This is a genomic window from Streptomyces sp. NPDC005820 (assembly GCF_040630255.1).
GTDB lineage: Bacteria > Actinomycetota > Actinomycetes > Streptomycetales > Streptomycetaceae > Streptomyces.
Window position 1 is genome coordinate 191,827 of the sequence record NZ_JBEXXE010000005.1, and the last position, 20,346, is coordinate 212,172.

At 71.7% G+C, this 20,346-nt stretch carries 25 protein-coding genes; 9 read left to right on the forward strand and 16 right to left on the reverse strand.

The features are described from left to right. Nucleotides 1-8 precede the first annotated feature (8 nt). Nucleotides 9-191, reverse strand: a complete 183-nt coding sequence (locus ABZ464_RS08275; RefSeq protein ID WP_018535226.1) for a DUF6104 family protein — start codon at nucleotides 189-191, stop codon at nucleotides 9-11. A gap of 167 nt (nucleotides 192-358) precedes the next feature. On the opposite strand from ABZ464_RS08275, the gene ABZ464_RS08280 reads away from it, so the two are divergent. Then, on the forward strand, nucleotides 359-1,282 hold the full coding sequence (locus ABZ464_RS08280; protein ID WP_359272671.1) for a DUF4097 family beta strand repeat-containing protein: 924 nt from the start codon (nucleotides 359-361) through the stop codon (nucleotides 1,280-1,282). Nucleotide 1,283: 1 nt separating this feature from the next. Further along, nucleotides 1,284-2,312: a helix-turn-helix transcriptional regulator gene (locus ABZ464_RS08285; RefSeq protein WP_359272673.1), complete on the forward strand. Its 1,029-nt coding sequence runs from the start codon at nucleotides 1,284-1,286 to the stop codon at nucleotides 2,310-2,312. 43 nt (nucleotides 2,313-2,355) lie between these two features. On the opposite strand, the gene ABZ464_RS08290 is transcribed toward ABZ464_RS08285, so the two are convergent. From ABZ464_RS08290 to ABZ464_RS08305, 4 genes are all read right to left on the reverse strand, one after another. Then, nucleotides 2,356-2,955 (reverse strand): Clp protease N-terminal domain-containing protein, encoded by a 600-nt coding sequence (locus ABZ464_RS08290; protein WP_359273004.1) that lies wholly within the window; start codon nucleotides 2,953-2,955, stop codon nucleotides 2,356-2,358. Beyond that, on the reverse strand, nucleotides 2,955-3,164 hold the full coding sequence (locus ABZ464_RS08295) for an HTH domain-containing protein (protein WP_018571396.1): 210 nt from the start codon (nucleotides 3,162-3,164) through the stop codon (nucleotides 2,955-2,957). Before ABZ464_RS08295 ends, ABZ464_RS08290 begins: the two co-directional genes overlap by 1 nt. A 121-nt stretch (nucleotides 3,165-3,285) precedes the next feature. Then, a complete protein-coding gene (locus tag ABZ464_RS08300) occupies nucleotides 3,286-4,251 on the reverse strand; it encodes a zinc-binding dehydrogenase (protein WP_359272677.1) in 966 nt (321 codons plus the stop codon). A 198-nt stretch (nucleotides 4,252-4,449) separates the two neighbouring features. Beyond that, the gene (locus ABZ464_RS08305) at nucleotides 4,450-5,679 is read right to left on the reverse strand and encodes an NADP-dependent malic enzyme (RefSeq protein ID WP_359273006.1); all 1,230 of its coding nucleotides are present in this window, start codon (nucleotides 5,677-5,679) and stop codon (nucleotides 4,450-4,452) included. A gap of 631 nt (nucleotides 5,680-6,310) precedes the next feature. On the opposite strand from ABZ464_RS08305, the gene ABZ464_RS08310 reads away from it, so the two are divergent. From ABZ464_RS08310 to ABZ464_RS08320, 3 genes are read left to right on the forward strand one after another with little or no spacing between them, the layout of a single operon-like run. Then, complete coding sequence (locus ABZ464_RS08310) at nucleotides 6,311-7,276, forward strand: ABC transporter substrate-binding protein (protein WP_359272680.1); 966 nt, start codon at nucleotides 6,311-6,313, stop codon at nucleotides 7,274-7,276. Nucleotides 7,277-7,315: 39 nt separating this feature from the next. Further along, entirely contained in the window at nucleotides 7,316-8,284 is a 969-nt protein-coding gene (locus ABZ464_RS08315) for an amino acid ABC transporter permease (RefSeq protein ID WP_359272683.1), read from the forward strand. Further along, a complete protein-coding gene (locus ABZ464_RS08320; RefSeq protein WP_359272686.1) occupies nucleotides 8,281-9,042 on the forward strand; it encodes an amino acid ABC transporter ATP-binding protein in 762 nt (253 codons plus the stop codon). Before ABZ464_RS08315 ends, ABZ464_RS08320 begins: the two co-directional genes overlap by 4 nt. Before the next feature lie 84 nt (nucleotides 9,043-9,126). Here ABZ464_RS08320 and ABZ464_RS08325 read toward each other — a convergent pair whose 3' ends face one another. After that, a complete protein-coding gene (locus ABZ464_RS08325) occupies nucleotides 9,127-9,891 on the reverse strand; it encodes a class I SAM-dependent methyltransferase (RefSeq protein WP_359272689.1) in 765 nt (254 codons plus the stop codon). Between the two features lie 99 nt (nucleotides 9,892-9,990). Between ABZ464_RS08325 and ABZ464_RS08330 the strand changes: the two genes are divergently transcribed. Next, nucleotides 9,991-10,620 carry a CGNR zinc finger domain-containing protein gene (locus ABZ464_RS08330; RefSeq protein WP_359272692.1) on the forward strand — a complete coding sequence of 210 codons (630 nt, stop codon included), beginning with the start codon at nucleotides 9,991-9,993 and terminating at the stop codon, nucleotides 10,618-10,620. Here the strand turns inward: ABZ464_RS08330 and sodX are convergent. Then, nucleotides 10,524-10,958, reverse strand: coding sequence for a nickel-type superoxide dismutase maturation protease (gene sodX / locus ABZ464_RS08335; protein ID WP_359273008.1), 435 nt, complete (start codon nucleotides 10,956-10,958; stop codon nucleotides 10,524-10,526). The two genes, ABZ464_RS08330 and sodX, sit on opposite strands and share 97 nt — an antisense overlap. A gap of 145 nt (nucleotides 10,959-11,103) precedes the next feature. Between sodX and sodN the strand changes: the two genes are divergently transcribed. Then, on the forward strand, nucleotides 11,104-11,499 hold the full coding sequence (sodN, locus tag ABZ464_RS08340; RefSeq protein ID WP_055634112.1) for a superoxide dismutase, Ni: 396 nt from the start codon (nucleotides 11,104-11,106) through the stop codon (nucleotides 11,497-11,499). A gap of 102 nt (nucleotides 11,500-11,601) precedes the next feature. On the opposite strand, the gene ABZ464_RS08345 is transcribed toward sodN, so the two are convergent. Further along, a complete protein-coding gene (locus tag ABZ464_RS08345; RefSeq protein ID WP_359272695.1) occupies nucleotides 11,602-12,405 on the reverse strand; it encodes a phosphatidate cytidylyltransferase in 804 nt (267 codons plus the stop codon). Beyond that, nucleotides 12,402-14,147: a histidinol-phosphate transaminase gene (locus tag ABZ464_RS08350; RefSeq protein ID WP_359272697.1), complete on the reverse strand. Its 1,746-nt coding sequence runs from the start codon at nucleotides 14,145-14,147 to the stop codon at nucleotides 12,402-12,404. Before ABZ464_RS08350 ends, ABZ464_RS08345 begins: the two co-directional genes overlap by 4 nt. A 170-nt stretch (nucleotides 14,148-14,317) precedes the next feature. On the opposite strand from ABZ464_RS08350, the gene ABZ464_RS08355 reads away from it, so the two are divergent. Beyond that, nucleotides 14,318-14,704 (forward strand): cupin domain-containing protein, encoded by a 387-nt coding sequence (locus ABZ464_RS08355; RefSeq protein ID WP_359272699.1) that lies wholly within the window; start codon nucleotides 14,318-14,320, stop codon nucleotides 14,702-14,704. A gap of 3 nt (nucleotides 14,705-14,707) precedes the next feature. On the opposite strand, the gene ABZ464_RS08360 is transcribed toward ABZ464_RS08355, so the two are convergent. The 4 genes from ABZ464_RS08360 to ABZ464_RS08375 form a co-directional block, all read right to left on the reverse strand. Continuing rightward, complete coding sequence (locus tag ABZ464_RS08360; protein WP_359272702.1) at nucleotides 14,708-15,511, reverse strand: class I SAM-dependent methyltransferase; 804 nt, start codon at nucleotides 15,509-15,511, stop codon at nucleotides 14,708-14,710. A 79-nt stretch (nucleotides 15,512-15,590) separates the two neighbouring features. Continuing rightward, entirely contained in the window at nucleotides 15,591-16,493 is a 903-nt protein-coding gene (gene ppk2 / locus ABZ464_RS08365) for a polyphosphate kinase 2 (RefSeq protein WP_359272705.1), read from the reverse strand. Between the two features lie 20 nt (nucleotides 16,494-16,513). Next, entirely contained in the window at nucleotides 16,514-16,657 is a 144-nt protein-coding gene (locus ABZ464_RS08370) for a hypothetical protein (protein WP_359272708.1), read from the reverse strand. 18 nt (nucleotides 16,658-16,675) lie between these two features. Continuing rightward, on the reverse strand, nucleotides 16,676-17,620 hold the full coding sequence (locus ABZ464_RS08375) for an inorganic phosphate transporter (protein WP_359272711.1): 945 nt from the start codon (nucleotides 17,618-17,620) through the stop codon (nucleotides 16,676-16,678). Nucleotides 17,621-17,689: 69 nt separating this feature from the next. Here ABZ464_RS08375 and ABZ464_RS08380 point away from each other — a divergent pair, with 69 nt between their 5' ends. Further along, nucleotides 17,690-18,460, forward strand: coding sequence for a VOC family protein (locus ABZ464_RS08380; RefSeq protein WP_359272714.1), 771 nt, complete (start codon nucleotides 17,690-17,692; stop codon nucleotides 18,458-18,460). 1 nt (nucleotide 18,461) lies between these two features. Here ABZ464_RS08380 and ABZ464_RS08385 read toward each other — a convergent pair whose 3' ends face one another. From ABZ464_RS08385 to ABZ464_RS08395, 3 genes are all read right to left on the reverse strand, one after another. Beyond that, the gene (locus ABZ464_RS08385; RefSeq protein WP_359272716.1) at nucleotides 18,462-18,800 is read right to left on the reverse strand and encodes a DUF952 domain-containing protein; all 339 of its coding nucleotides are present in this window, start codon (nucleotides 18,798-18,800) and stop codon (nucleotides 18,462-18,464) included. 9 nt (nucleotides 18,801-18,809) lie between these two features. Next, a complete protein-coding gene (locus ABZ464_RS08390; RefSeq protein WP_359272718.1) occupies nucleotides 18,810-19,013 on the reverse strand; it encodes a hypothetical protein in 204 nt (67 codons plus the stop codon). A gap of 195 nt (nucleotides 19,014-19,208) precedes the next feature. Further along, complete coding sequence (locus tag ABZ464_RS08395) at nucleotides 19,209-20,327, reverse strand: family 2 encapsulin nanocompartment cargo protein polyprenyl transferase (protein ID WP_359273010.1); 1,119 nt, start codon at nucleotides 20,325-20,327, stop codon at nucleotides 19,209-19,211. Nucleotides 20,328-20,346 lie beyond the last annotated feature (19 nt).

Consider the following 20,346-nt stretch of genomic DNA (forward strand, 5'->3'; position numbering starts at 1 on the left):
CTCGTACGTCAGTCCTCGTCGTCCTCGTCGTCCAGCCGGGCGAGCCAGGTGGCCAGGCGCTCCACCGGCACCTCGAAGTCCGGGTTCAGGTCGACGAACGTGCGCAGCTGCTCGGCGAGCCACTCGAAGGTGACCTCCTCCTCGCCGCGCCGCTTCTCCAGTTCCTCGATGCCTCGGTCGGTGAAGTACAACTCTCGCTCCTGCTCCTGTGGGCCTACGTCCCCAGGGTAGGCCGCGCCGGTCAACGGTGGTCACGGCCGGTCACTCCCACGGGTGCCTTGACTTCCGGCGACCGCGATATATCGTGAATTGAAGAAGACGCGATATGGCGCGTTGCGTCCCGCCGAGGAGGCCTCCCATGTCCGAATGGTCCGTCGCCGAGCCGAGCAAGCTCACCTTCGACGAGCCCGTGAGCACCCTGCACGTCCGCATCGTCGACGGCACGGTGAACGTGGTGGGCACGGACGAGGGCCCCGCCCGGCTGGAGGTGTCCCGCATCGAGGGGCCACCCCTCGTGGTGAGTCATCGTGACGGCACGTTGACGGTCGCGTACGAGGATCTGCCCTGGAAGGGCTTCCTCAAATGGCTCGACCGCAAGGGGTGGCGGCGCAGTGCCGTGGTCTCCCTGGCGGTCCCGGCCGGCACCCGGGTGGAGCTGGGCGTGGTGAGCGCCGGCGCGACGGTGTCCGGGATCGACGGGCGTACGGAGATCAAGGGCGTCACCGGTGACGCCACCCTGGTGGGCCTCGCGGGCACGGTCCGCACGGACACGGTGTCGGGCAGCGTGGAGGCCCAGGCGCTCACCGGCGATCTGCGGTTCAACTCCGTGTCCGGGGACCTGACCGTCGTCGAGGCCGGCTCGTCCGTCAAGGCGGACTCGGTGAGCGGCTCGATGGTCGTCGACGTGGACCCGACGAGCAGGCCCACGGAGATCTCCCTGACCAACGTCTCGGGTGAGATCGCCATCCGGCTGCCCCACCCGGCCGACGCGGAGGTGGAGGCGAACACGGCGAGCGGCGCGGTCTCCAACGCCTTCGAGGATCTGCGGGTCAGCGGCCAGTGGGGCGCCAAGCGGATCACCGGCCGCCTCGGCGCGGGCAACGGCAGGCTGAAGGCGACGACGGTCTCCGGCTCGATCGCCCTGCTGCGACGGCCGCCCGTGGAGGACGGGGACTGGTCCGGCACCGGCTCCGGCACGGGGGACAATGCCGTTTCCGGCCCGGGCGGCGATTCCCCCTCCGCCGGCCCGGCCGACAGCACGACCGACAAGAAGGTGCTCTGACATGCCCCCCGTCTTCGCCCACGGCCGTCTCCGTCTCTATCTGCTGAAGCTGCTGGACGAGGCCCCGCGCCACGGTTACGAGGTGATCCGCCTCCTGGAGGAGCGCTTCCAGGGGCTGTACGCGCCGTCGGCGGGCACCGTCTACCCCCGGTTGGCCAAGCTGGAGGCCGAGGGTCTGGTCACCCACACCACCGAGGGCGGCCGCAAGGTGTACGCGATCACCGACGCGGGCCGGGCCGAACTCGCCGACCGCAGCGGTGAACTGGCCGACCTGGAGCTGGAGATCCGCGAGTCGGTCGCGGAACTCGCCGCGGAGATCCGGGCCGACGTACGGGGCGCGGCGGGCGATCTACGGCGTGAGATGCGGGCGGCGGCCGGCGAGGCCCGGCGTGACGGCCGCGCCGGCCCCGACCCCGACCAGGGCGAGTACGGCGACAAGGAGTCCTGGCGGGCCGCCAAGGAGGAGATGCGCCGCGTCAAGCAGGAGTGGAAGGAACAGGCCCGCCGGGCCAAGGACGAGAGCCGCAGGGCCCGCGAGGAGGCCCAACGGGCCCGCCGTCAGGCCAAGGAGGCACAGGACCATGCGCGGGCCCAGGCGCAGGAGGAGATGCAGCGGATCGCGCGGCGGGTCCAGGACCAGGTCCAGGACCACTTCGCGCGCGGCGACTGGCCGACCGGCGTCCGCGAGGGCCTGACCGAACTGGCCAGGGAGTTCGGGGAGTTCGGCAAGGACTTCGGCAAGGAGTTCGGCAAGGACCTGGGCTTCGGCCGCTCCCCCGCCGATCCGGCCCCGGCCTACTCCCACACCCCCGAGGACTTCCCCGCCGACTACGAACCGGCGTGGGCCCACGAGGACTCCAGCGGCGACCCGGCCCGTGATCTGGACCGTCTGCTCGACCGCTTCCGCGACGACATCCGCGACGCCGCCCGCGACCACGGCATCACCGCCGACCAGCTCCGCGACACCCGCCGCCACCTGTCCTCGGCGGCGGCCCACATCGGGGCGATACTGCGGGCGCCGAAGGCCTGAGGCGGCCGAAGGCCGGGGGCCGGGGGCCGGGGCGAGGAGTCGGTCAGCTCGCCCTGGGTTCTCCCTCGCCGTACAGAACCCGGGTCAGGGCGGTGTGGGTCACGCCGTGGTCGGCGAGGACCTCGGCGGTGGGGCCGGGCTGGGTGGTGAGGGCGAGGAGGATGTGCTCGTCGCCGATGCGCCGGTCGCGGTGGGCCAGTGCCATGCGCAGGGACTGTTCCAGGATCCGCTTGGCGCCCCGGCCGAAGCTCGGGCGCCCCGCCCACCGCCCGGCGTCCCGCGCCCCGCGGCCTGCGGCGCCCGCCCCGGCGGGCACGGTGTCGGCGGCCATCGCGCCCACCCCGTGCATCTCCTCCACCCGGGCGACGATCTCCGTGACGTCGATGCCCAGTCCGGCGAGGGCGTCGGTCTCGGCGCGCGAGAGACCCGCACGCCGGCGCGACTCCTCCAGCGCCTCCCGCACCGAGTCCCTGCGCTCGGCGAGCCCGAGGGCGGCCAGCGCGAAGGAGGCGCGGCTGCCCTCCCGGTCCAGCAGGGCGAGCAGCAGATGCTCGGTCCCGACGGTCCGCACCCCCGCCCCCTCGCAGTGCTCGACGGCACCGCGCACCACGTCGCGGGCGTCCTTCGTGAACCGCTCGAACATCATTGCCTCCCGTACTTCTTGTGCACGGCCTGCCTGCTTACTCCGAGTTCCGCGGCGATCTCCTGCCACGACCAGCCCTGGTTGCGCGCGCTGCGCACCTGCACCGCCTCCAGCTGCTCCAGCAGCCTGCGCAGCGCGGCGACGGCCCGCAGTCCGACCCGTGGATCGCGGTCGCCGGCGCGTTCGGCGAGATCCGTTGCTTCGGTCATGATGTCAACTTAGGTTGACGGCCCCCCTTCTGTCAACCGTGATTGACAACCGGGGTACGCGAAAGGCGGGCCCGGAATCCCGGACCCGCCTTCGGCCGCGCGAGTGGCATGGGCCGGCGGCTCAGCCGTTCGTGAGCACGATCTTGCCGAACTGGTCGCCGGACTCGAGGCGTTCGAAGCCCTCGCGCGCCCGGTCCAGCGGGAGGATCTCGTCGATGACGGGGCGCACCCCCGTGACGGCGCAGAAGGAGAGCAGGTCCTCCAGCTCCTCCTTGGTCCCCATGGTGGAGCCGACGACCTTCAGCTCCAGGAAGAAGATCCGGGTGAGCTCGGCGTGCGAGGGCCGGTCGCCGCTCGTGGCACCGGAGATGACGAGGGTGCCGCCGGGCTTCAGGGACTTCACCGAGTGGGACCAGGTGGCCGCGCCGACGGTCTCGATGACGGCGTCCACGCGCTGCGGCAGCCGCGCACCGGGCTCCACCGCCTCGACCGCGCCGAGCTCCAGCGCCCGCTTGCGCTTGGCCTCGTCGCGGCTGGTCGCGAAGACCTTCAGCCCGGCGGCCTTCCCGAGGACGATCGCGGCGGTGGCGACACCCCCGCCGGCCCCCTGGACGAGGACCGAGTCACCGGGGCGGACACCCGCGTTGGTGAAGAGCATGCGGTACGCCGTCAGCCAGGCCGTCGGCAGACAGGCGGCCTCCGCGAAGGACAGCTCCTTGGGCTTGGGCAGGATGTTCCAGGTCGGCACGGCGACCTGCTCGGCGAAGGTGCCCTGGTAGTGCTCGGTGAGGATGGAGCGGGGCTCCTTCGGGCCGACGCCGTGCCCGGTCTGGCCGATGACGGAGTGCAGGACGACCTCGTTGCCGTCGGCGTCGACTCCGGCGGCGTCGCAGCCGAGGATCATCGGCAGCTTGTCCTCGGCGAGGCCGACGCCGCGCAGGGACCAGAGGTCGTGATGGTTGAGGGAGGCGGCCCGCACGGTGACGGTACTCCAGCCGGGCCGGGCCTCGGGGGCCGGTCGCTCCCCCAACTCCAGTCCGGAAAGCGGCTGGTCGGGGTCGATTCGGGCGGCGTAGGCGGCGAACATGCACCTGACGATAGGCGGCGGGAGGGGTCGGCGAAACCGGGGCCGCCTGTGAGACACACCCTCTTGCCAAATCAGGGCCGATACGGGGGTCCGGGGGCGGAGCCCCCTAGCGCCGTCACCTCGTCATCACCCGATCAGGCGGGTGGGTGGGCAAAAGGAATGGCCCCGCCCGGGCGGACGGGGCCATTCGAGTGCGCGTCAGCGACGGGCGACGCCCTCGGCGCGAGCAGCCGCGGCAACCGCCGCAGTCACCGCCGGAGCAACCCGCTCGTCGAACGGCGACGGGATGACATAGTCAGCGGCGAGATCGTCGCCGACAACACCCGCCAGCGCCTCAGCGGCAGCGATCTTCATCCCCTCGGTGATCCGAGAAGCCCGCACCTGCAGCGCCCCCGCGAAGATCCCGGGGAACGCCAGCACGTTGTTGATCTGGTTCGGGAAGTCCGACCGCCCGGTCGCGACGACCGCCGCGTACTTGTGGGCGACGTCGGGGTGCACCTCGGGGTTCGGGTTGGCCATGGCGAAGACGAACGCGCCCTTCGCCATGGAGGCCACCGCCTCCTCCGGGACCGTACCGCCGGAGACGCCGATGAACACGTCGGCGCCCGCCAGCGCGTCCTCCAGCGCGCCGCTCAGCCCGGCCTTGTTGGTGAACCCGGCGACCTCGCGCTTGACGTCGGTGAGGTCCTCGCGGTCCGCCGAGACGATGCCCTTGCGGTCGGTCAGCGCCACATCTCCGATACCGGCCTCGACCAGCATCTTCGCGATGGCGACCCCGGCCGCTCCGGCGCCCGAGATCACGGCCCGCAGGTCACCGATGGACCGCCCGCTCAGCCGCGCCGCGTTGCGCAGCGCCGCCAGCGTCACGACCGCCGTACCGTGCTGGTCGTCGTGGAAGACCGGGATGTCGAGCGCCTCCTGGAGCCGGCGCTCGATCTCGAAGCACCGGGGCGCCGAGATGTCCTCCAGGTTCACACCGCCGAACGAGGGAGCGAGGCGCACCACCGTCTCGACGATCTCGTCCACGCCGGTGCAGGCCAGCGCGATCGGAACCGCGTCGACCCCGCCGAACTGCTTGAACAGGATGGCCTTGCCCTCCATGACCGGGAGGGAGGCCTCCGGCCCGATGTCCCCGAGCCCGAGGACGGCGGTGCCGTCGGTCACGACGGCGACGACGGAGGACTTCCACGTGTAGTCGTTCACCAGGTCCGGCTGTTCCGCGATCGCGGTGCACACGCGTGCGACGCCGGGCGTGTAAGCGAGGGACAGGTCGTCCTTGTCGCGGACCGGGACGGTGGCCTGCACGGCCATCTTTCCGCCACGGTGCAGCGCGAACGCCGGATCGAAGGAATCGAGGGGTTCCGCACCGCCCTCCTGGCCCGTATGGTCCGCGCTCTCGCTGCGAGGATTGACGATCTCCGCTGCCACTTCGATGTACCCCTTAGCTGTTCTTGGTTTGAGGGTGGCCACTCCGGGTGAGGAGTGGGCGGGCATCGCACAGGCCCCAGGAGAGGTGATGCGTACGGGCGCCTGCGCGTCGGGCGCGCCGCACACGCGCCCTGAGCCCCGGATGAGGGGTGTAAAGAACCTTCATACCGGACGGAGACCACAGCCGACGAGTCCAATCGGTGCAAGGTCACACCGCTCGGGCTGTGGACCCTCGACAGAGGTGATCACGAGTGACATGACTCATGCTCGAAGACCGGCCAAGGACCGGTGAAGCCTTGACACGGACTCAGCTGAACGGACGGGTCGCACGGTCGGCGATCGCATCGTGAGATGAACCGAAGATCCTCCGGCCACGGGGACGGATTCCCGCAGATGGTCCGGCGTCGCCCGGCCGTGATGGACCGGACTGTGCGGCTCGGGGGTCGCCCGTTATCCGATTTTGACATGGCTGGCCCCCTGATTGGCGCAGTCCGAATGGCAAGATGCCGTAATCACACGAGGTCGCGACACCCGAAGCTGTGTGTTCTCGTCGACCCATCGACACTTGTCGACCCCAGTCGACGCGTGTCGACCCATCGGCATCTCCATCCATCCGCCGGAGGAACCCAAAATGACCGCAAGCACCACTCGACGCACGACCGCCGCGCGCACCCGCCTGGCAGCGGTCGGATCTCTCGCGGTCGCGGGCGCCTTGCTGCTCTCCGCCTGCGGCGACCAGACCAACGACAGCGGCAGCGGCTCCTCCGAGACCACGGGCGGCGCCTCCTCGGCGCCCCTGTTCTCGAAGCTGCCGGCCGAGATCCAGAAGAGCAAGGTCATCCAGGTCGGCACGAACGCCGAGTACGCCCCCATGGAGTCCGTCGACGGCGGCAAGATCGTCGGCGTCGACCCCGACATCGCGGCCGCGCTCGGCAAGCAGCTCGGCGTGGAGTTCAAGTTCACCAACGGTGGCTTCGACACCCTGATCACCGCCGTCAACTCCGGCCGCTACGACCTCGCGATGTCGTCCATCACGGACAACAAGCAGCGCCAGGAGGGCCTGGACGACAGCGGCAAGAAGCTCGGCGAGGGCGTGGACTTCGTCGACTACTTCACCGCCGGCACGGCCATCTACGTGCAGAAGGGCAACCCCAAGGGCATCCAGTCCCTGGACGACCTCTGCGGCCAGACCGTCGCCGTACAGCGGGGCACCACCTACGAGGAGGCCCTGCAGGCGCAGTCCAAGACGTGCACCAGCGGTGGCAAGAAGGCCCTGAAGATCGAGTCCTTCGAGAACGACACCGAGGCCCAGACCCGCGTGAAGTCCGGCGGTGCCGTGGCCGGCGTCAACGACTACCCGGTCGCCGTGGACATGGCCCGCAAGGCCGGCGGCGGCAACACCTTCGAGGTCCTCGACAAGCAGTACGAGGCCGCCCCGTTCGGCATCGTCGTCGCGAAGAAGAACACCCAGCTGCGCGACGCCCTGAAGGAGGCCGTCGACGCGATCATCAAGGACGGCTCGTACCAGAAGGTGCTGGAGAAGTGGGGCGCCGAGAGCGGCGCGATCACCCAGTCCGCGATCAACGGCGGCAAGTGATCCACCCGCACCGCTCGAAGCCTTCGAAGGGCAGTCCCCATGACTGACAAGCTCGACAAGACCCCCGCGGGCGCACCGCCGGAGGACACCCCTCCGGTCGCCAAGGACTCGGCGTACGCCGGACCGCCGGAGGCCATCAAGGCCATCCCGGTGCGCCACTGGGGCCGCTGGGTCAGCGCTGTCGTCGTCGTCGCCCTGCTCGCGCTGCTGATCAACGCGTTCGCCAACGGTGACATCCAGTGGTCGACGGTCGGCGACAAGATCTTCGACTCGACGGTCGTCGCCGGTGCCGGGCGCACCCTGCTGATCAGCATCCTGGCGATGGTGCTCGGCGTCGTCCTCGGCATCCTGCTCGCCGTGATGCGGCTGTCGAAGAACCCGGTGACCAGCACCGTCGCCTGGCTGTACATCTGGTTCTTCCGCGGCACCCCGGTCTACGTCCAGCTGCTGATGTGGTTCAACCTGGCGCTGATCTTCCCGATGCTGAACCTCGGTCCGATCTACAAGGACGAGATGACGGACGTCATGACGCCGTTCATGTGCGCCCTGCTCGGCCTGGGTCTGAACGAGGCCGCGTACATGGCCGAAATCTGCCGTGCCGGTCTGTTGGCGGTGGACGAGGGCCAGACCGAGGCGGCGCACGCGCTCGGCATGAGCCACGGCAAGACGCTGCGCCGGATCGTGATCCCGCAGGCGATGCGGGTGATCGTGCCGCCGACCGGCAACGAGTTCATCAACATGCTGAAGACCTCGTCGCTGGTGTACGTGGTGACGTACAACGAGCTGCTGCGCTCGACCTCGGTGATCGGCTCCTCGTCGTTCGCCGTGATGGAGCTGCTGTTCGTCGCGTCCATCTGGTACCTGGTCATGACCAGCGTCTTCAGCATCTTCCAGTACTACCTGGAGCGGTACTACGCCCGCGGTTCGAGCCGCAGCCTCCCGCCCACGGTCTTCCAGAAGGTCAAGGCGAACCTGCTTTCGCTCGGCCGCGATAGGAGCACGGCATGACCGCCATGGTGAAGGCCGAGGGTGTTCACAAGTCCTTCGGCATGGTCGAGGTCCTCAAGGGCATCGATCTGCAGGTCAACACCGGCGAGGTGTTCTGCCTGATCGGTCCGTCCGGCTCCGGGAAGTCGACCTTCCTCCGGTGCATCAACCACCTGGAGAAGATCAACGCCGGCCGGCTGTACGTCGACGGGAACCTGGTGGGCTACCACCAGAAGGGCGACAAGCTGTACGAGCTCAAGGACAGCGAGGTCGCGCTGCAGCGCCGGGACATCGGCATGGTGTTCCAGCGGTTCAACCTGTTCCCGCACATGACGGCGCTGGACAACGTCGTCGAGGCCCCGGTCCAGGTCAAGGGCACCAGCAAGGCCCAGGCCCGGGAGCGGGCGCGGGAGCTGCTGGACCGGGTCGGCCTGGCCGACAAGGCCGGGAGCTACCCCTCGCAGCTCTCCGGCGGCCAGCAGCAGCGTGTGGCCATCGCCCGGGCCCTCGCCATGGACCCGAAGCTGATGCTGTTCGACGAGCCGACCTCGGCTCTGGACCCGGAGCTGGTCGGCGACGTCCTGGACGTCATGCGCGACCTGGCCGAGTCCGGCATGACGATGGTCGTCGTCACGCACGAGATGGGCTTCGCCCGTGAGGTCGGCGACAGCCTGGTCTTCATGGACGGCGGCGTGGTCGTCGAGTCCGGCGACCCGCGCGAGGTCCTGACCAACCCGCAGCACGAACGGACGCAGGCGTTCCTGTCCAAGGTGCTCTAGCGGTACGACGGCGCTCTGGCGGTACGACGCGCAAGGGGCGGTACGGAGACTCCGTACCGCCCCTTCGTCATGCCGGCCGGTGGGTCACTTCAGGGCCAGCAGCAGGGTGTCCGACGGCGAGCACCACACCGGCCGGGCCTCGCCGAAGCCCGCCGCGCGCAGGGTCCGCGCATGCCACGCCGCCGAGGGCATGTCCCCGTCGGCGTGCTCGCCGTAGATCTCGAAGCGGCGGGCCGTGGGCGCGGCGAGGACCGGGTCCTGGGCGGCGAGCCGCCACCACTCGGCCCAGTCGAGGGCGCCGCCGCTCCTGGCCTGTTCCATGCGGGCGTGCCGCAGTGCCCGCTCCGCCGCGTTGATCCGGGGCGTCGTGTCGTCGATCATGTGGTCCGCGTTCATGAAGACACCGCCGTCGCGGACGAGGTCCGCGATCCGACCGTAGAGAGCCGCGAGGGGTTCGCTGTGCAGCCAGTGCAGGGCCGTGGCGGTCAGGACGGCGTCGTACGCGTCGTACGGCAGCCGGGACGGCCAGGTCGGGTCCTTGAGGTCGGCGGTCACCAGGGTGACGCGGTCGTCCCCCGCGAAGGTGCCCTCGGCGATGGTGAGGAGCGCCGGGTCGAGGTCGACGCCGGTGCTGGTGGCGCCGGGGAGGCGGGCCAGCAGCCGGGCGGTGATGGTGCCGGTGCCGCAGGCGAGGTCGAGCACGCGCGGCTCGGGTCCGACGAGCGCCTCGACCATGTCGAGCATGACGCGGAACCGCTCCTCCCGGTCCGGCATGTACCACTCCTGCTGCCGGTCCCAGCTCTCCTGCCAGGCCGCCCAGTCGGTCGTTCCGATACCCGTGGTGGTCATGGAAGCCCCCTCGTCACCCGTCGCGTAATACCCTGAAAGCACGATCAGTCGTTACCCGACCGCACTCACGACCATAGAGCCCCTCCGTAAGGACTACAAGTGGAACTGGCCTATTACTCGGACTACGCCGTACGCCTCGTCAACAGCGAGGAACCGGTCCGGGGCAAGGACTCACTGACCTCGGTCGAGGCCGTCCGTGATCTCTTCGGCGGCAACCAGTCGGCCGCCCGCCGCGCCACCGACGCGGACGTCACCCGCTTCCGCTCGGTCCGGGCCCGGCTGCGCGCGGTGTTCGAGGCGGCCGACCACGGCGACGAGACCCTCGCCGTCGACCTGCTGAACTCACTCCTCCTGGAGTTCCCGGTGAGCCCGCAGATCTCCGGCCACGACCACCGCGACGACGACGGCCGCCCGCTGTGGCACATGCATCTGGCCGACCACCCGTCGAACGCGACGGCGGGCTACGCGGCCATCGCCGCGATGGGCCTGGCCTTCCACCTCACCGAGTACGGCGTCGACCGGCTCGGCCTGTGCGAGGCGGCCCCGTGCCGCAACGCCTACCTCGACACCTCCACGAACCGCTCCCGGCGCTACTGCTCCGACCGCTGCGCGACCCGGGCCAATGTGGCCGCCTACCGAGCCCGCAAGCGCCTGGAGGCCGACCGGACGGCGAGCACGGGCCTGGCCGCCGACAGCACCCAGCGCACCACGGCCAGCGGCGAGCGCTGATCCGGCTTGAGCGGCCGGTAGCGCAGCCGCACCTTGCCCAGGATCAGCTCGTCGGGCACGGTCCCGTAGTCGGTGCTGTCCCCGCCCGCGTACGTGTTGTCCCCGAGCACCCACCACCCCCCGTCCCGCCGCTCGACGGCCCGCTTCACGACCAGCAGGTCCTGCTGGAAGGGATGCCGCAGCACGACGACGTCACCGGCCTTCACCCGCGCCCCGTACTGCACCACCAGCTGATCCCCGTGGTACAGCGTGGGCACCATGGACGGCCCGGTCACCTCGGCCAGCCCGAAGGCCGCTCCGGCCCTCCCCCGCTCGGTCTCCTGCGACAGCTCCGGCATCCCCGGCACCTCCCCGGTCCGTTCCTCCACCAGTCCCAGTCTGACCCCGGACTTTTGTCCTAAGCCCATGGGGGCACTCGCGAAAACCCGTCTTGCAGGGAGTAATGTCCCACCTGAGAAGACGATCACGAGGAAGGAACGCTCCATGCTTTCCCGCCTGTTTGCCCCCAAGGTCAAGGTCAGCGCGCACTGCGACCTGCCCTGCGGTGTGTACGACCCGGCCCAGGCCCGCATCGAGGCGGAGTCGGTGAAGGCCGTGCAGGAGAAGATGGCCGCCAACGACGACCCGCACTTCCAGGCGCGCGCCACTGTCATCAAGGAGCAGCGTGCCGAGCTCGCGAAGCACCACGTCTCCGTGCTGTGGAGCGACTACTTCAAGCCCCCGCACTTCGAGAAGTACCCCCAGCTGCACGTCCTGGTCAACGACACCCTGAAGGCCCTGTCGGCCGCCAAGGCGTCGACGGACCCGAAGACCGGCGAGAAGGCTCTCGAGCTGATCGCCGAGATCGACAAGATCTTCTGGGAGACCAAGAAGGCCTGATCGTCGATCACCTTCTTTCCCTCACCACCCCGCACCCGGCCCGCAGGCCGCCGAACCCGGCGCGCATACGGTCCGGGTGCGGTGTTTGTGCCGTGGGTGCGTTCAGCTCAGCACGAGCAGGACCGCCAGGGCGATCAGCAGCGAGTCGATCCGGTCGAGCAGGCCGCCGGAGCCGGGGAGCCAGCGGCCGGCGTCCTTCGCCTGCGCGCCTCGCTTGACCATGGATTCGAGGAGGTCGCCGGCCGGTCCGCCGACCGCCACCGCGAGCGCCGTCGGCCAGGCCGGCACGGACAGCACGGCGAGCGTGCCGAGGCCGGCCGCCGCCCCGGCCAGCGTGCCGCTCCAGCGCTTGGCCGGTGACAGGGGCGACAGCCGGGGCCCGCCGAGCCGGCGTCCGGCGAAGTACGCCGTGATGTCGGCGACGGAGACCGCCACGAACAGCGCCAGCCCACTCGCCCCGAGCGGCACCAGCGCCGCGAGGACACTAAGCCAGGCCAGCCCCAGCAGACCCGCCCCGAGCCGGCGCAGGCCCTGGTCGGCGTCACCGGCCAGCAGCGGCACCGCGGCCACCGCGAGCGCGCCGACCGCGACGACCCGCGGCACCTGTCCGGGCGCCAGCCAGGCCGCCAGCACCACACCGGTCACCGCCGCGACCAGCACCGCCCGGTCCACCGGGGGCAGCCGCAGCAGCCCGCCGTACTCCAGCGCGGCGATCACCGCGACCACGACGGCGACGGCGGCGGCGCCGGGGCGGCCCAGCCAGAACGCCCCGGTGACCAGGGGCACCCCGACCGCCCAGGCGCACCACCGGACCATCAGCTCCCGCCGCCGGGACACCGCGACGGCGACCCCGCCCAGCGCCAGCGCGCCGCCCAGCCAGGGCGCCAGCGAGGCCGCCGTGATCATCGAGCGGATCCGGTGACGAGTGGGACACCGGTGGGCCGCAGGGCGGCCCGGACCGCGGCCACGATCCGCGCGTTCTCGTCCGTGTCCCGCACCGCGATCCGTACCGTGCGCCCCTCGTAGCGCGGTGACAGCGGCGACAGATCGCGCAGGTACACGTCGTGCCGGCGGCACTCGGACACCAGGCGTGCGGCGCTCGGCCCGTCGGGCGGGAGCGTGACGGTGAGGAAGTTCGCCACGGCCTCCTCGACCCTCAGGTCCCCGTCCACGGCGGCCAGGTCGGCGGCCAGCCGGCGGCGCAGGGCGTGGGTGCGCCGCAGACGGTCGGCGTAGTACGCCGGGTCGCGCAGGGCGGCGACGGCGGCCAGCTGTGCCGGGAGGCCGACCGGCCAGGGCGGGGACCAGCGGCGCAGCTCCGCCGCCGTGACCGGCTCGGCCACCAGGTAGGCGGCCCGCAGGCCGGACAGCGCGTACGTCTTGGACAGGGAGGTGCACACCACCACCCTCGGGTCCGTCGCGGCGAGGCCGGCGAGCGACTCGGCCGGGCCGACGTAGCCCAGGTACGCCTCGTCGATCCACCAGCGGGTGCGGACCGGGGCGGTGGCGATCACCGAGCGCAGTGCGGCGGCCGGGGCGTGGCGTCCCGTCGGGTTGTTGGGGTTGACGAGGACCACGAGGTCGTAGCGGCCGGAGGCGACGGCGGCGGACAGCCGGTCCGGGTCGATGCGCCAGCCGTCCTCGCGGCGCAGCGGCAGCCGGTCCACCCGGCAGCCGATCACGCGTTCGGTGACATGGGCGTACTCGCCGTAGCAGGGGTCCGTCAGCAGGACGCGGCTCTGCGGGGTCAGCCAGTGGCCGAACGCGCGGAAGATCAGGTCGGATGAGCCGGCGCCGACCGCGAGCGTCTCCGTCGGCAGCGCGCGGGCCGTGGCGATCTCCGCCAGCAGTCCCTCGGCGCCGGCCGGCGGGGAGGTGCGGGCGATCCAGGCCGGGTCCTCCGCGAGCACCGCCCGCACGCCGGGGGCGGGCGGGAACCAGGCGTCCAGGACGTCGGCCATGACGATGTCGTGGCGCCGGTGCAGGGTGCGGAAGTCCGTGCCGACGGCGGTGAAGGAGGCGCCGCCGTGTTCGCAGCCGTCCGGCCGGGGCGCGAACGGTACGTCGAGCCGCCAGTCCACGGTGGTCCGCAGCCGCTCCAGCGCGCTGCCGTACCGGTCCGTCACCCGCCTCGTCAGCTCGGTCACGGCGCCGGTCAGCACCTCGAACGTCACGGCGCCGCTGTGGATCGTACGGCCGACCGGGCTGAGGCCGACGGCCCGGTACAGGTCGAGCAGTGCGTCACGCCCCATGGCCACCAGCCGGCGCCCGCCGCGGGCGGCGGTCCAGCGCAGCGCCGCGTACATCAGCAGGGGCGCCGCCGCGGTGGCCCGCCAGCGGGGCTCGACGGTGAGGAGACGCACCTCGAACGGGTCGTCGTGCAGCAGCGGCAGCTCGTCGCGGGTGAGGTACTTGTCGAGCCCGTATCGGCCCACCCAGGGCGGGGTCAGGCTGACGAACCCGATCCGGACCGCGCCGCGCGCCGCGACCAGGTAGACGTTGTCACCGTCGAGCCCGTCCCTGAGCCGCCCGGCCGGATCCGGGGCGTGCTGGCCCAGCTCCTGTGCGTAGACGCGGTGCCGCAGTTCATGGATCCAGTCCAGGTCCTCCTCGGTGGCGGAGCGCAATTGCAGCAGGTCACGGCCCATCAAGCACCTCTCTCGACGTGGAGTTCCCCATGCTGGGGAATCCGGGCCGGTGGCGTGAGGGCCGATCGACGCAACCGGCCTGAGTACGCGTACTCAGGCGGAGTCGTCCGCGAAGACTAGGCTGCTGACAGGAACACTCCGGAAGTGACCATCCACGGATGGAGTCGGTCATGAACGTTCGGCGGGATCGGGTACGGGTCGTCACTCCCCAGGACAGGACGCCGGGGCCGCCGACCCCGGGGATGGACCGGCAGCAGGCCTTCGACACCGAGGGGACCTGGTCGGGTTTCGTCCGTACGGAGGCCGGCATGGTCTCGGGGTGGCACCACCACGGCGAGCAGGAGTCGGTCATCTACGTCCTCACGGGCGCCCTGAGGATGGAGTCCGGCCCCGACGGCCGCGACACGGTGGAGGCGGGGCCCGGCGACTTCGTCCATGTGCCCAAGGGCGTGGTGCACCGGGAGAGCAATCCCACGGCGGAGGCCGCCGACATCATCGTCGTACGGTCCGGGACGGGGCCGTCCACGTTCAACGTCGACGGCCCCTCGCCGGGTTGAGCGTCAGCGGCGGCAGATCAGCAGTCCCGCCCGGCTGTTGACGCGGAAGGTGCCGTTCCGTGCGATCTCGGCGGCGGCGATCCGCCGGGCCCGTTCGACGGTCTCCTCGAAGGGGGCCCCGTACTCGTCGGCCCAGGCGCGGTAGGAGGCCAGATAGGCGGCCACCGGGGACGGGTCGGGGAGTTCGATGACGCCGGGGAGCGGAACCGTCTCGACCGTGCCGAACTCCGCGCCCAGCAGGGCGGGGGCGTTCTCCAGGCTGAAGCGGGTGGCGAAGGCCGGCCGGGGCGTGGCGGGGGCGGTGCCGAGGACGTCGGTGAGGGCCCGGCCCCACAGATCGTCCAGCTCCGCTTTGTCGTGCTCGCTGTTGGTGGAGGCGATCACCGGTGCGCCGGGGGCGACGACCCGGGACAGCTCGCGCACCGCCGCCGGGATGTCGGGCACGTGGTACAGCATGTGCATGGCGAGGGCGGCGCCGGCGCTCCCCGTCGTGAGCGGCAGTCGTGCCGCGTCCGCCACGGCCACCGGGGCCGGGACCTCGGCGAGGATGCCGGCCGAGAGGTCCAGGCCGAGGACCATGAGATCGGGGCGGTCGCGGCGGATCCGCGCCACGAAGGTGCCGTTGCCGCAGCCGACGTCGACGACGGTCCCGCGCACCGCGGTGAGCCGTTCGGCGACGAGGCCGGGGAGGTCGTGTCGCGGTGTCTGCCAGCGGTAGAGGGCCTGCCGTGCGGCGAGGTCGCGGCCGGTGCGGTAGGCGCTGCCGGTCAGTCGGTTCCGTTCGGTGGCGGCGGATGGTTCGAGCACTGCGGGCACCTCCGGGCGGTGGGGCCCGGCCGGGGTTCCGGCCGGACCCGGACAGCGCATCAGAAACGGCCTGCGCCGGCTAGCGGCCGCTGTCGTCGTCCTCGCCCGCCTCCAGCAACCCCGCCGCCGCCCCGATGATCCGCGGGTCGGGTGTGCCCACCACGTCCTCGGCCTTGTCCGAGTAGGGGAAGCGGGCCAGCACGCTGCGCATGGCCTCCACCCGGGCCCGCTTCTTGTCGTTGCTCTTGACCACCGTCCACGGCGCGTACTCCGTGTCCGTCGCGCGGAACATGGAGACCTTGGCCGAGGTGTAGTCCTCCCAGCGGTCCAGGGAGGCGAGGTCCATGGGGCTGAGCTTCCACTGCCGTACGGGGTCGATCTGACGGATCGTGAAGCGGGTGCGCTGTTCGCTCTGCGACACCGAGAACCAGAACTTCACCAGGTCCACGCCGTCGTCCACGAGCATCCGCTCGAACATCGGCGCCTGCCGCATGAAGCGCTGGTACTCGTCGTCGGTGCAGAAGCCCATCACCCGCTCGACCCCGGCCCGGTTGTACCAGGACCGGTCGAAGAGCACGATCTCTCCCGCGGTCGGCAGCTGCTCGACGTACCGCTGGAAGTACCACTGCCCGCGTTCGCGTTCGGTCGGCTTCTCCAGGGCGACGACGCGGGCGCCGCGCGGGTTGAGGTGTTCGGTGAACCGTTTGATGGTGCCGCCCTTGCCGGCCGCGTCACGGCCCTCGAAGACGATGACGAGCCGGCGTCCCGTCTCCTTGATCCAGCTCTGCAGCTTCAGCAGTTCGATCTGCTGGAGCCGCTTGTGCAGGTCGTACTCGTTGCGCTCCATGCGCTGCCCGTACGGATAGTTCTCCCGCCAGGTGTCGACGGGGCTCCCGTCGGGCCGGACGAGTACGGGGTCGTCGTGGTCGCTGTAGTCGACCCGCAGGTCGGTCAGCTCGGACAGCAAGGGGGGCGTGGTCATCGTGTTCTGCCTCCGGGGTCTCAGTGGAACTGCGGCACGATCGGATGGATCCCGTACGCGACCACCGCCGCGCAGGCGAGGAAGCCCAGGCCGGCCTGGGCGAGGCCGAGGGCGAAGACGGTGACCACGGCGACCTGGCCGAGTGCGGTCCAGTCGATGCTCATGGGCTGAACTCCCGTGGATCAGGCGGCCGTTCCGACCTCGGTCGGCTGCGCGGTGCTGAGGATGACCTCATGGGTGTCGTTGACGTTGTGCGCGTGCACGGGGTTGCGGCGGGAGATCAGCACGATGTCGCCGACCAGGGCGGCGGCGGGCAGGGTGATCAGCCATGCGATCACCCTGCGGCCGGCCACGCCCCGGCGCACCTCGGCGAGCCGGCGGCCGAGGCCGGCGCCGAGGATGCTGCCGGAGGCGACCTGGGTGGTGGACAGGGCGAAGCCGAGGTGCGCGGAGGTGAGGATGACGGTCGTGGAGGCGGTCTCGGCGGCGAAGCCCTGCGGGGACCGGATCTCGGTGAGGCCCTTGCCCATGGTGCGGATGATCCGCCGGCCGCCGAGGTAGGTGCCGAGGCCGATGGCGAGACCGGCGGAGGCGATGACCCAGACCGGCGGTCCGGCGTCATGGCCGAGGGCGCCCGCCGAGATCAGGGTCAGGGTGATGACGCCCATGGTCTTCTGGGCGTCGTTCGTGCCGTGCGCGAGCGAGACGAGGGAGGAGGCGGCGATCTGGCCGATCCGGAAGCCCTTGGTCACCGACTTCTCCCGGGCGCGGGCGGTGAGCCGGTGGGCGAGGTACGTCGCGATCAGCGCCGCCACGCCCGCGACCAGAGGGGAGGCCACGGCGGGGATCAGGATCTTCTCGACGACGCCGATCAGCCCGCCGAACAGGGCGTGCGAGGAGCTCGAGGGCAGGCCGACGAGCCAGGTCGCCAGGTTCCACAGGATCGCCCCGACCAGTCCGGCGAAGATCATTCCCAGGGAGACGAGGGTGTCGTCCACGATCCTGCCCGAGATGGTCTTGGCGTTCGCCGTGTCGTGGAATCCGTTGGTGAAGTCGAAGGCCAGTGCCGTGACGACGACCACGGCCACGGCCACGGCCACGGCCACCAGGAACGTGATGTGGTCCATTGGCCCATGCAAACAAGCGCAGGCCAATCCCCGGCGAACCCCGGGCAAAGGCCCCTCTACGATCACCCCATGAGCTCCCGTACACCTGTCCCGGTCCGCTGGACGTACGCCTTCGTCGACCGGCCCGTCGAACGGTTCCGTGCGGCGTCCGCGTTCTGGACGGCCGTCACGGACACCTCGCTGTCCGGACTGCGCGGTGAGCGGGACGAGTTCGGCACCCTGCTGCCGGGTGGCGGCGCCGACGCCTGTGTGAAGATCCAGGCCGTCGCGGACGGGAACGGCGGCGCGCACCTCGACTTCGCGGTGGAGGACGTGCCGGGGTTCGCGGACGCGGCACTGGCCTCGGGTGCGACCACGGTCGCCGCGCACGACGGGTGGACCGTCCTGCGCTCCCCCGCCGGACAGGTGTTCTGCGCGGTGCCCTGGCAGGGGGAGTCCGTGCGGCCGCCCGTCGTCGGGGGCAGCCGGCTGGACCAGGTGTGCGTCGACGTCCCGCCGTCCGCGTACGAGGCCGAAGTCGCGTTCTGGAGCGAGCTGTTGCCGGACTGGTCGGCGCGGCCGGGGTCCCGGCCGGAGTTCCATGTGGTCGCGCCCCCGCCGGGGCTGCCGGTGCGGATCCTGCTCCAGCGCCTGGGCGAGGAACGGCCCGTCTCCGCCCACCTGGACCTGGCCTGCGGCTCCGGCATCGACGCCGTGCGGGCCCGGCACGAGCGGCTCGGGGCTTCCCTCGTCGCCCCCGCCGCCCACTGGACGGTGATGCGCGACCCGGCGGGCGCCCTGTACTGCCTGACGGGCCGTGACCCGCAGACGGGCGGACTGCCGGTTCAGCCGGCCGGCTGAGTCACCGCTGCCAGGGCTCCACGTCCACCACGGCGTCCACCGGGATCGGCCCGTACACGTGCGGGAACTCCTCGCCGCCGGGTTCCGGGGCCTCGTACCGCAGCGGGACGTCCAGCCGGGCCGGGTCCACCACCAGGACCACCAGGTCGCCGGGGCCGTCGTCGGAACCGTAGAGGAAGGCGGCGACCTTGGGGAGCTGGGCGCGGGTGGAGCAGTGGACGAACCCCTCCTCCGCGAGGGTGCGGCCCCGGGTGGACCAGGTGTAGGAGCCCTGTTCGCGGGCCGCCGCCCAGAGCGCGCGTTCGGTGATGTGGAGGATGTGCGGGAGGGGCTGGGTCATGGGGTCACGCTAGCCGGTGGGCTCGGGGCGGGCCTCCGGTTTCTCCTCGTGCGCCGCCGCGGGGACGCCCTCCTCGGCGTACGCCTCGCATTCGGGGTTGTGGCACGGGCCCGGCACCCAGCGCGGGACCCAGGTGCCCAGGGTCTTGTGGCGCCGGACGACGGACTGTACGGGCTGCCCGCAGACGGGACAGACACGCTGTTCTCTGTCCATGCCCTCAGCGTAGGGCGGGTGGGCCCTCAGCGCTCCCTTCTGTACGTCCGTACGACGACGCCGTTGCCGAAGGCGCGCAGTTCTCCGGGCGGGCTGGTGGAGCGGATCGTGGCGGCGGTGCTGCCGCAGGGGGCCTGACCGGCGGGAACACCGACGGGCCCCGCACGCCGTGGGGAGGTGCGGGACCCACCGGGGTCAGGTGCTGCGCCGGGTCACGAACTCGGCCAGGGACAGCAGGCCGCCCGCGGACTCCGGGTCCGGGATCGCGCGGGCCAGCTCGTCCATCGCCCGGGACATCCGGTCGGCCGCCTGGTCCTGGGCCCAGGCCCGGCCGCCGGCCCGTTCCACCGCCAGTGCCGTGCGGTCGAGGTCGTCCGGGTCCTCCGGCACGGGCGGCCGGGCGTACAGCTCGGCCAGTTCCCCGGCGGCCGGGGTGCCGGAGACCAGGGCGGCGACCACCGGCAGGGACTTCTTGCGGGCGGCGAGGTCGGCGCCCGCGGGCTTCCCGGTGTGCCCGGGGTCGCCCCATATGCCGATGACGTCGTCGATGAGCTGGAAGGCCAGCCCGGCCTCACGGCCGAACGCGTCCAGCGCGTCGACGTCCTCCGGCGCCGCACCCGCGTACAGCGCGCCCACCGCGCAGGCGCAGCCGATCAGCGCACCCGTCTTGGCCTCGGCCATGACGAGCACCTCGTCGAGGGTGACCTCGGCGGGTGCGCGCTTCTCCAGGGCCGTGTCGGTCTGCTGGCCCTCGCAGAGCTCCACCACACAGGCCGCGAGCCGGGCCACCGCCGCCGCGGACGCCGGATGCGGGTCCTCGGCGAGCATGCCGAGGGCCTGCGCCTGGAGGGCGTCTCCGGCGAGGATCGCGTCGGCGTCGCCGAACACGGTCCAGGCGGTGGCGCGGTGCCGGCGGGTGCTGTCCCGGTCCATCACGTCGTCGTGCAGCAGCGTGAAGTTGTGGACCAGTTCGACCGCCGCGGCGGCCCGGACCGCCGCCGCCCGGGCCGCCGGGCCGCCGAGTGCGGCGGCCGCGGCGAGGACGAGCGCGGGCCGGATCGCCTTGCCCGCGTTCCCCGCGGCCAGGGTGCCGTCGGCGTGCTCCCAGCCGAAGTGGTAGCGGGCGACCCGGCGCATCTGGCGGGGTAACGAGTCGACGGCGGAGCGCAGTGCGGGGTCGACCGTCGCCCTGGTGCGCTCCAGGATCGCCGTCGCCTCCTGTCCGTCGGACGCCGCCGGCCCGGTCCTCCCCTCGCCGCCGGCCGCGCCGCCGTCCTGCCCGCCCTCGCCCTGGCTCCCGCCTTGGCTGCCGATGGACCTCCGCCTTTCGCGC

What these genes read in the sequence shown, in the direction of transcription:
- ABZ464_RS08295 (WP_018571396.1), bottom strand. Translation starts at nt 3,164, where the DNA reads ATGACCGAAGCAACGGATCTCGCCGAACGCGCCGGCGACCGCGATCCA.
- ABZ464_RS08375 (WP_359272711.1), bottom strand. Translation starts at nt 17,620, where the DNA reads ATGGACCACATCACGTTCCTGGTGGCCGTGGCCGTGGCCGTGGCCGTG.
- ABZ464_RS08325 (WP_359272689.1), bottom strand. Translation starts at nt 9,891, where the DNA reads ATGACCACCACGGGTATCGGAACGACCGACTGGGCGGCCTGGCAGGAG.
- ABZ464_RS08300 (WP_359272677.1), bottom strand. Translation starts at nt 4,251, where the DNA reads ATGTTCGCCGCCTACGCCGCCCGAATCGACCCCGACCAGCCGCTTTCC.
- ABZ464_RS08315 (WP_359272683.1), top strand. Translation starts at nt 7,316, where the DNA reads ATGACTGACAAGCTCGACAAGACCCCCGCGGGCGCACCGCCGGAGGAC.
- ABZ464_RS08350 (WP_359272697.1), bottom strand. Translation starts at nt 14,147, where the DNA reads ATGGGCCGTGACCTGCTGCAATTGCGCTCCGCCACCGAGGAGGACCTG.
- ABZ464_RS08290 (WP_359273004.1), bottom strand. Translation starts at nt 2,955, where the DNA reads ATGTTCGAGCGGTTCACGAAGGACGCCCGCGACGTGGTGCGCGGTGCC.
- ABZ464_RS08285 (WP_359272673.1), top strand. Translation starts at nt 1,284, where the DNA reads ATGCCCCCCGTCTTCGCCCACGGCCGTCTCCGTCTCTATCTGCTGAAG.
- ABZ464_RS08390 (WP_359272718.1), bottom strand. Translation starts at nt 19,013, where the DNA reads ATGGACAGAGAACAGCGTGTCTGTCCCGTCTGCGGGCAGCCCGTACAG.
- ABZ464_RS08385 (WP_359272716.1), bottom strand. Translation starts at nt 18,800, where the DNA reads ATGACCCAGCCCCTCCCGCACATCCTCCACATCACCGAACGCGCGCTC.
- ABZ464_RS08310 (WP_359272680.1), top strand. Translation starts at nt 6,311, where the DNA reads ATGACCGCAAGCACCACTCGACGCACGACCGCCGCGCGCACCCGCCTG.
- ABZ464_RS08280 (WP_359272671.1), top strand. Translation starts at nt 359, where the DNA reads ATGTCCGAATGGTCCGTCGCCGAGCCGAGCAAGCTCACCTTCGACGAG.
- ABZ464_RS08355 (WP_359272699.1), top strand. Translation starts at nt 14,318, where the DNA reads ATGAACGTTCGGCGGGATCGGGTACGGGTCGTCACTCCCCAGGACAGG.
- sodX (WP_359273008.1), bottom strand. Translation starts at nt 10,958, where the DNA reads ATGCCGGAGCTGTCGCAGGAGACCGAGCGGGGGAGGGCCGGAGCGGCC.
- ppk2 (WP_359272705.1), bottom strand. Translation starts at nt 16,493, where the DNA reads ATGACCACGCCCCCCTTGCTGTCCGAGCTGACCGACCTGCGGGTCGAC.
- ABZ464_RS08380 (WP_359272714.1), top strand. Translation starts at nt 17,690, where the DNA reads ATGAGCTCCCGTACACCTGTCCCGGTCCGCTGGACGTACGCCTTCGTC.
- ABZ464_RS08320 (WP_359272686.1), top strand. Translation starts at nt 8,281, where the DNA reads ATGACCGCCATGGTGAAGGCCGAGGGTGTTCACAAGTCCTTCGGCATG.
- ABZ464_RS08345 (WP_359272695.1), bottom strand. Translation starts at nt 12,405, where the DNA reads ATGATCACGGCGGCCTCGCTGGCGCCCTGGCTGGGCGGCGCGCTGGCG.
- ABZ464_RS08370 (WP_359272708.1), bottom strand. Translation starts at nt 16,657, where the DNA reads ATGAGCATCGACTGGACCGCACTCGGCCAGGTCGCCGTGGTCACCGTC.
- sodN (WP_055634112.1), top strand. Translation starts at nt 11,104, where the DNA reads ATGCTTTCCCGCCTGTTTGCCCCCAAGGTCAAGGTCAGCGCGCACTGC.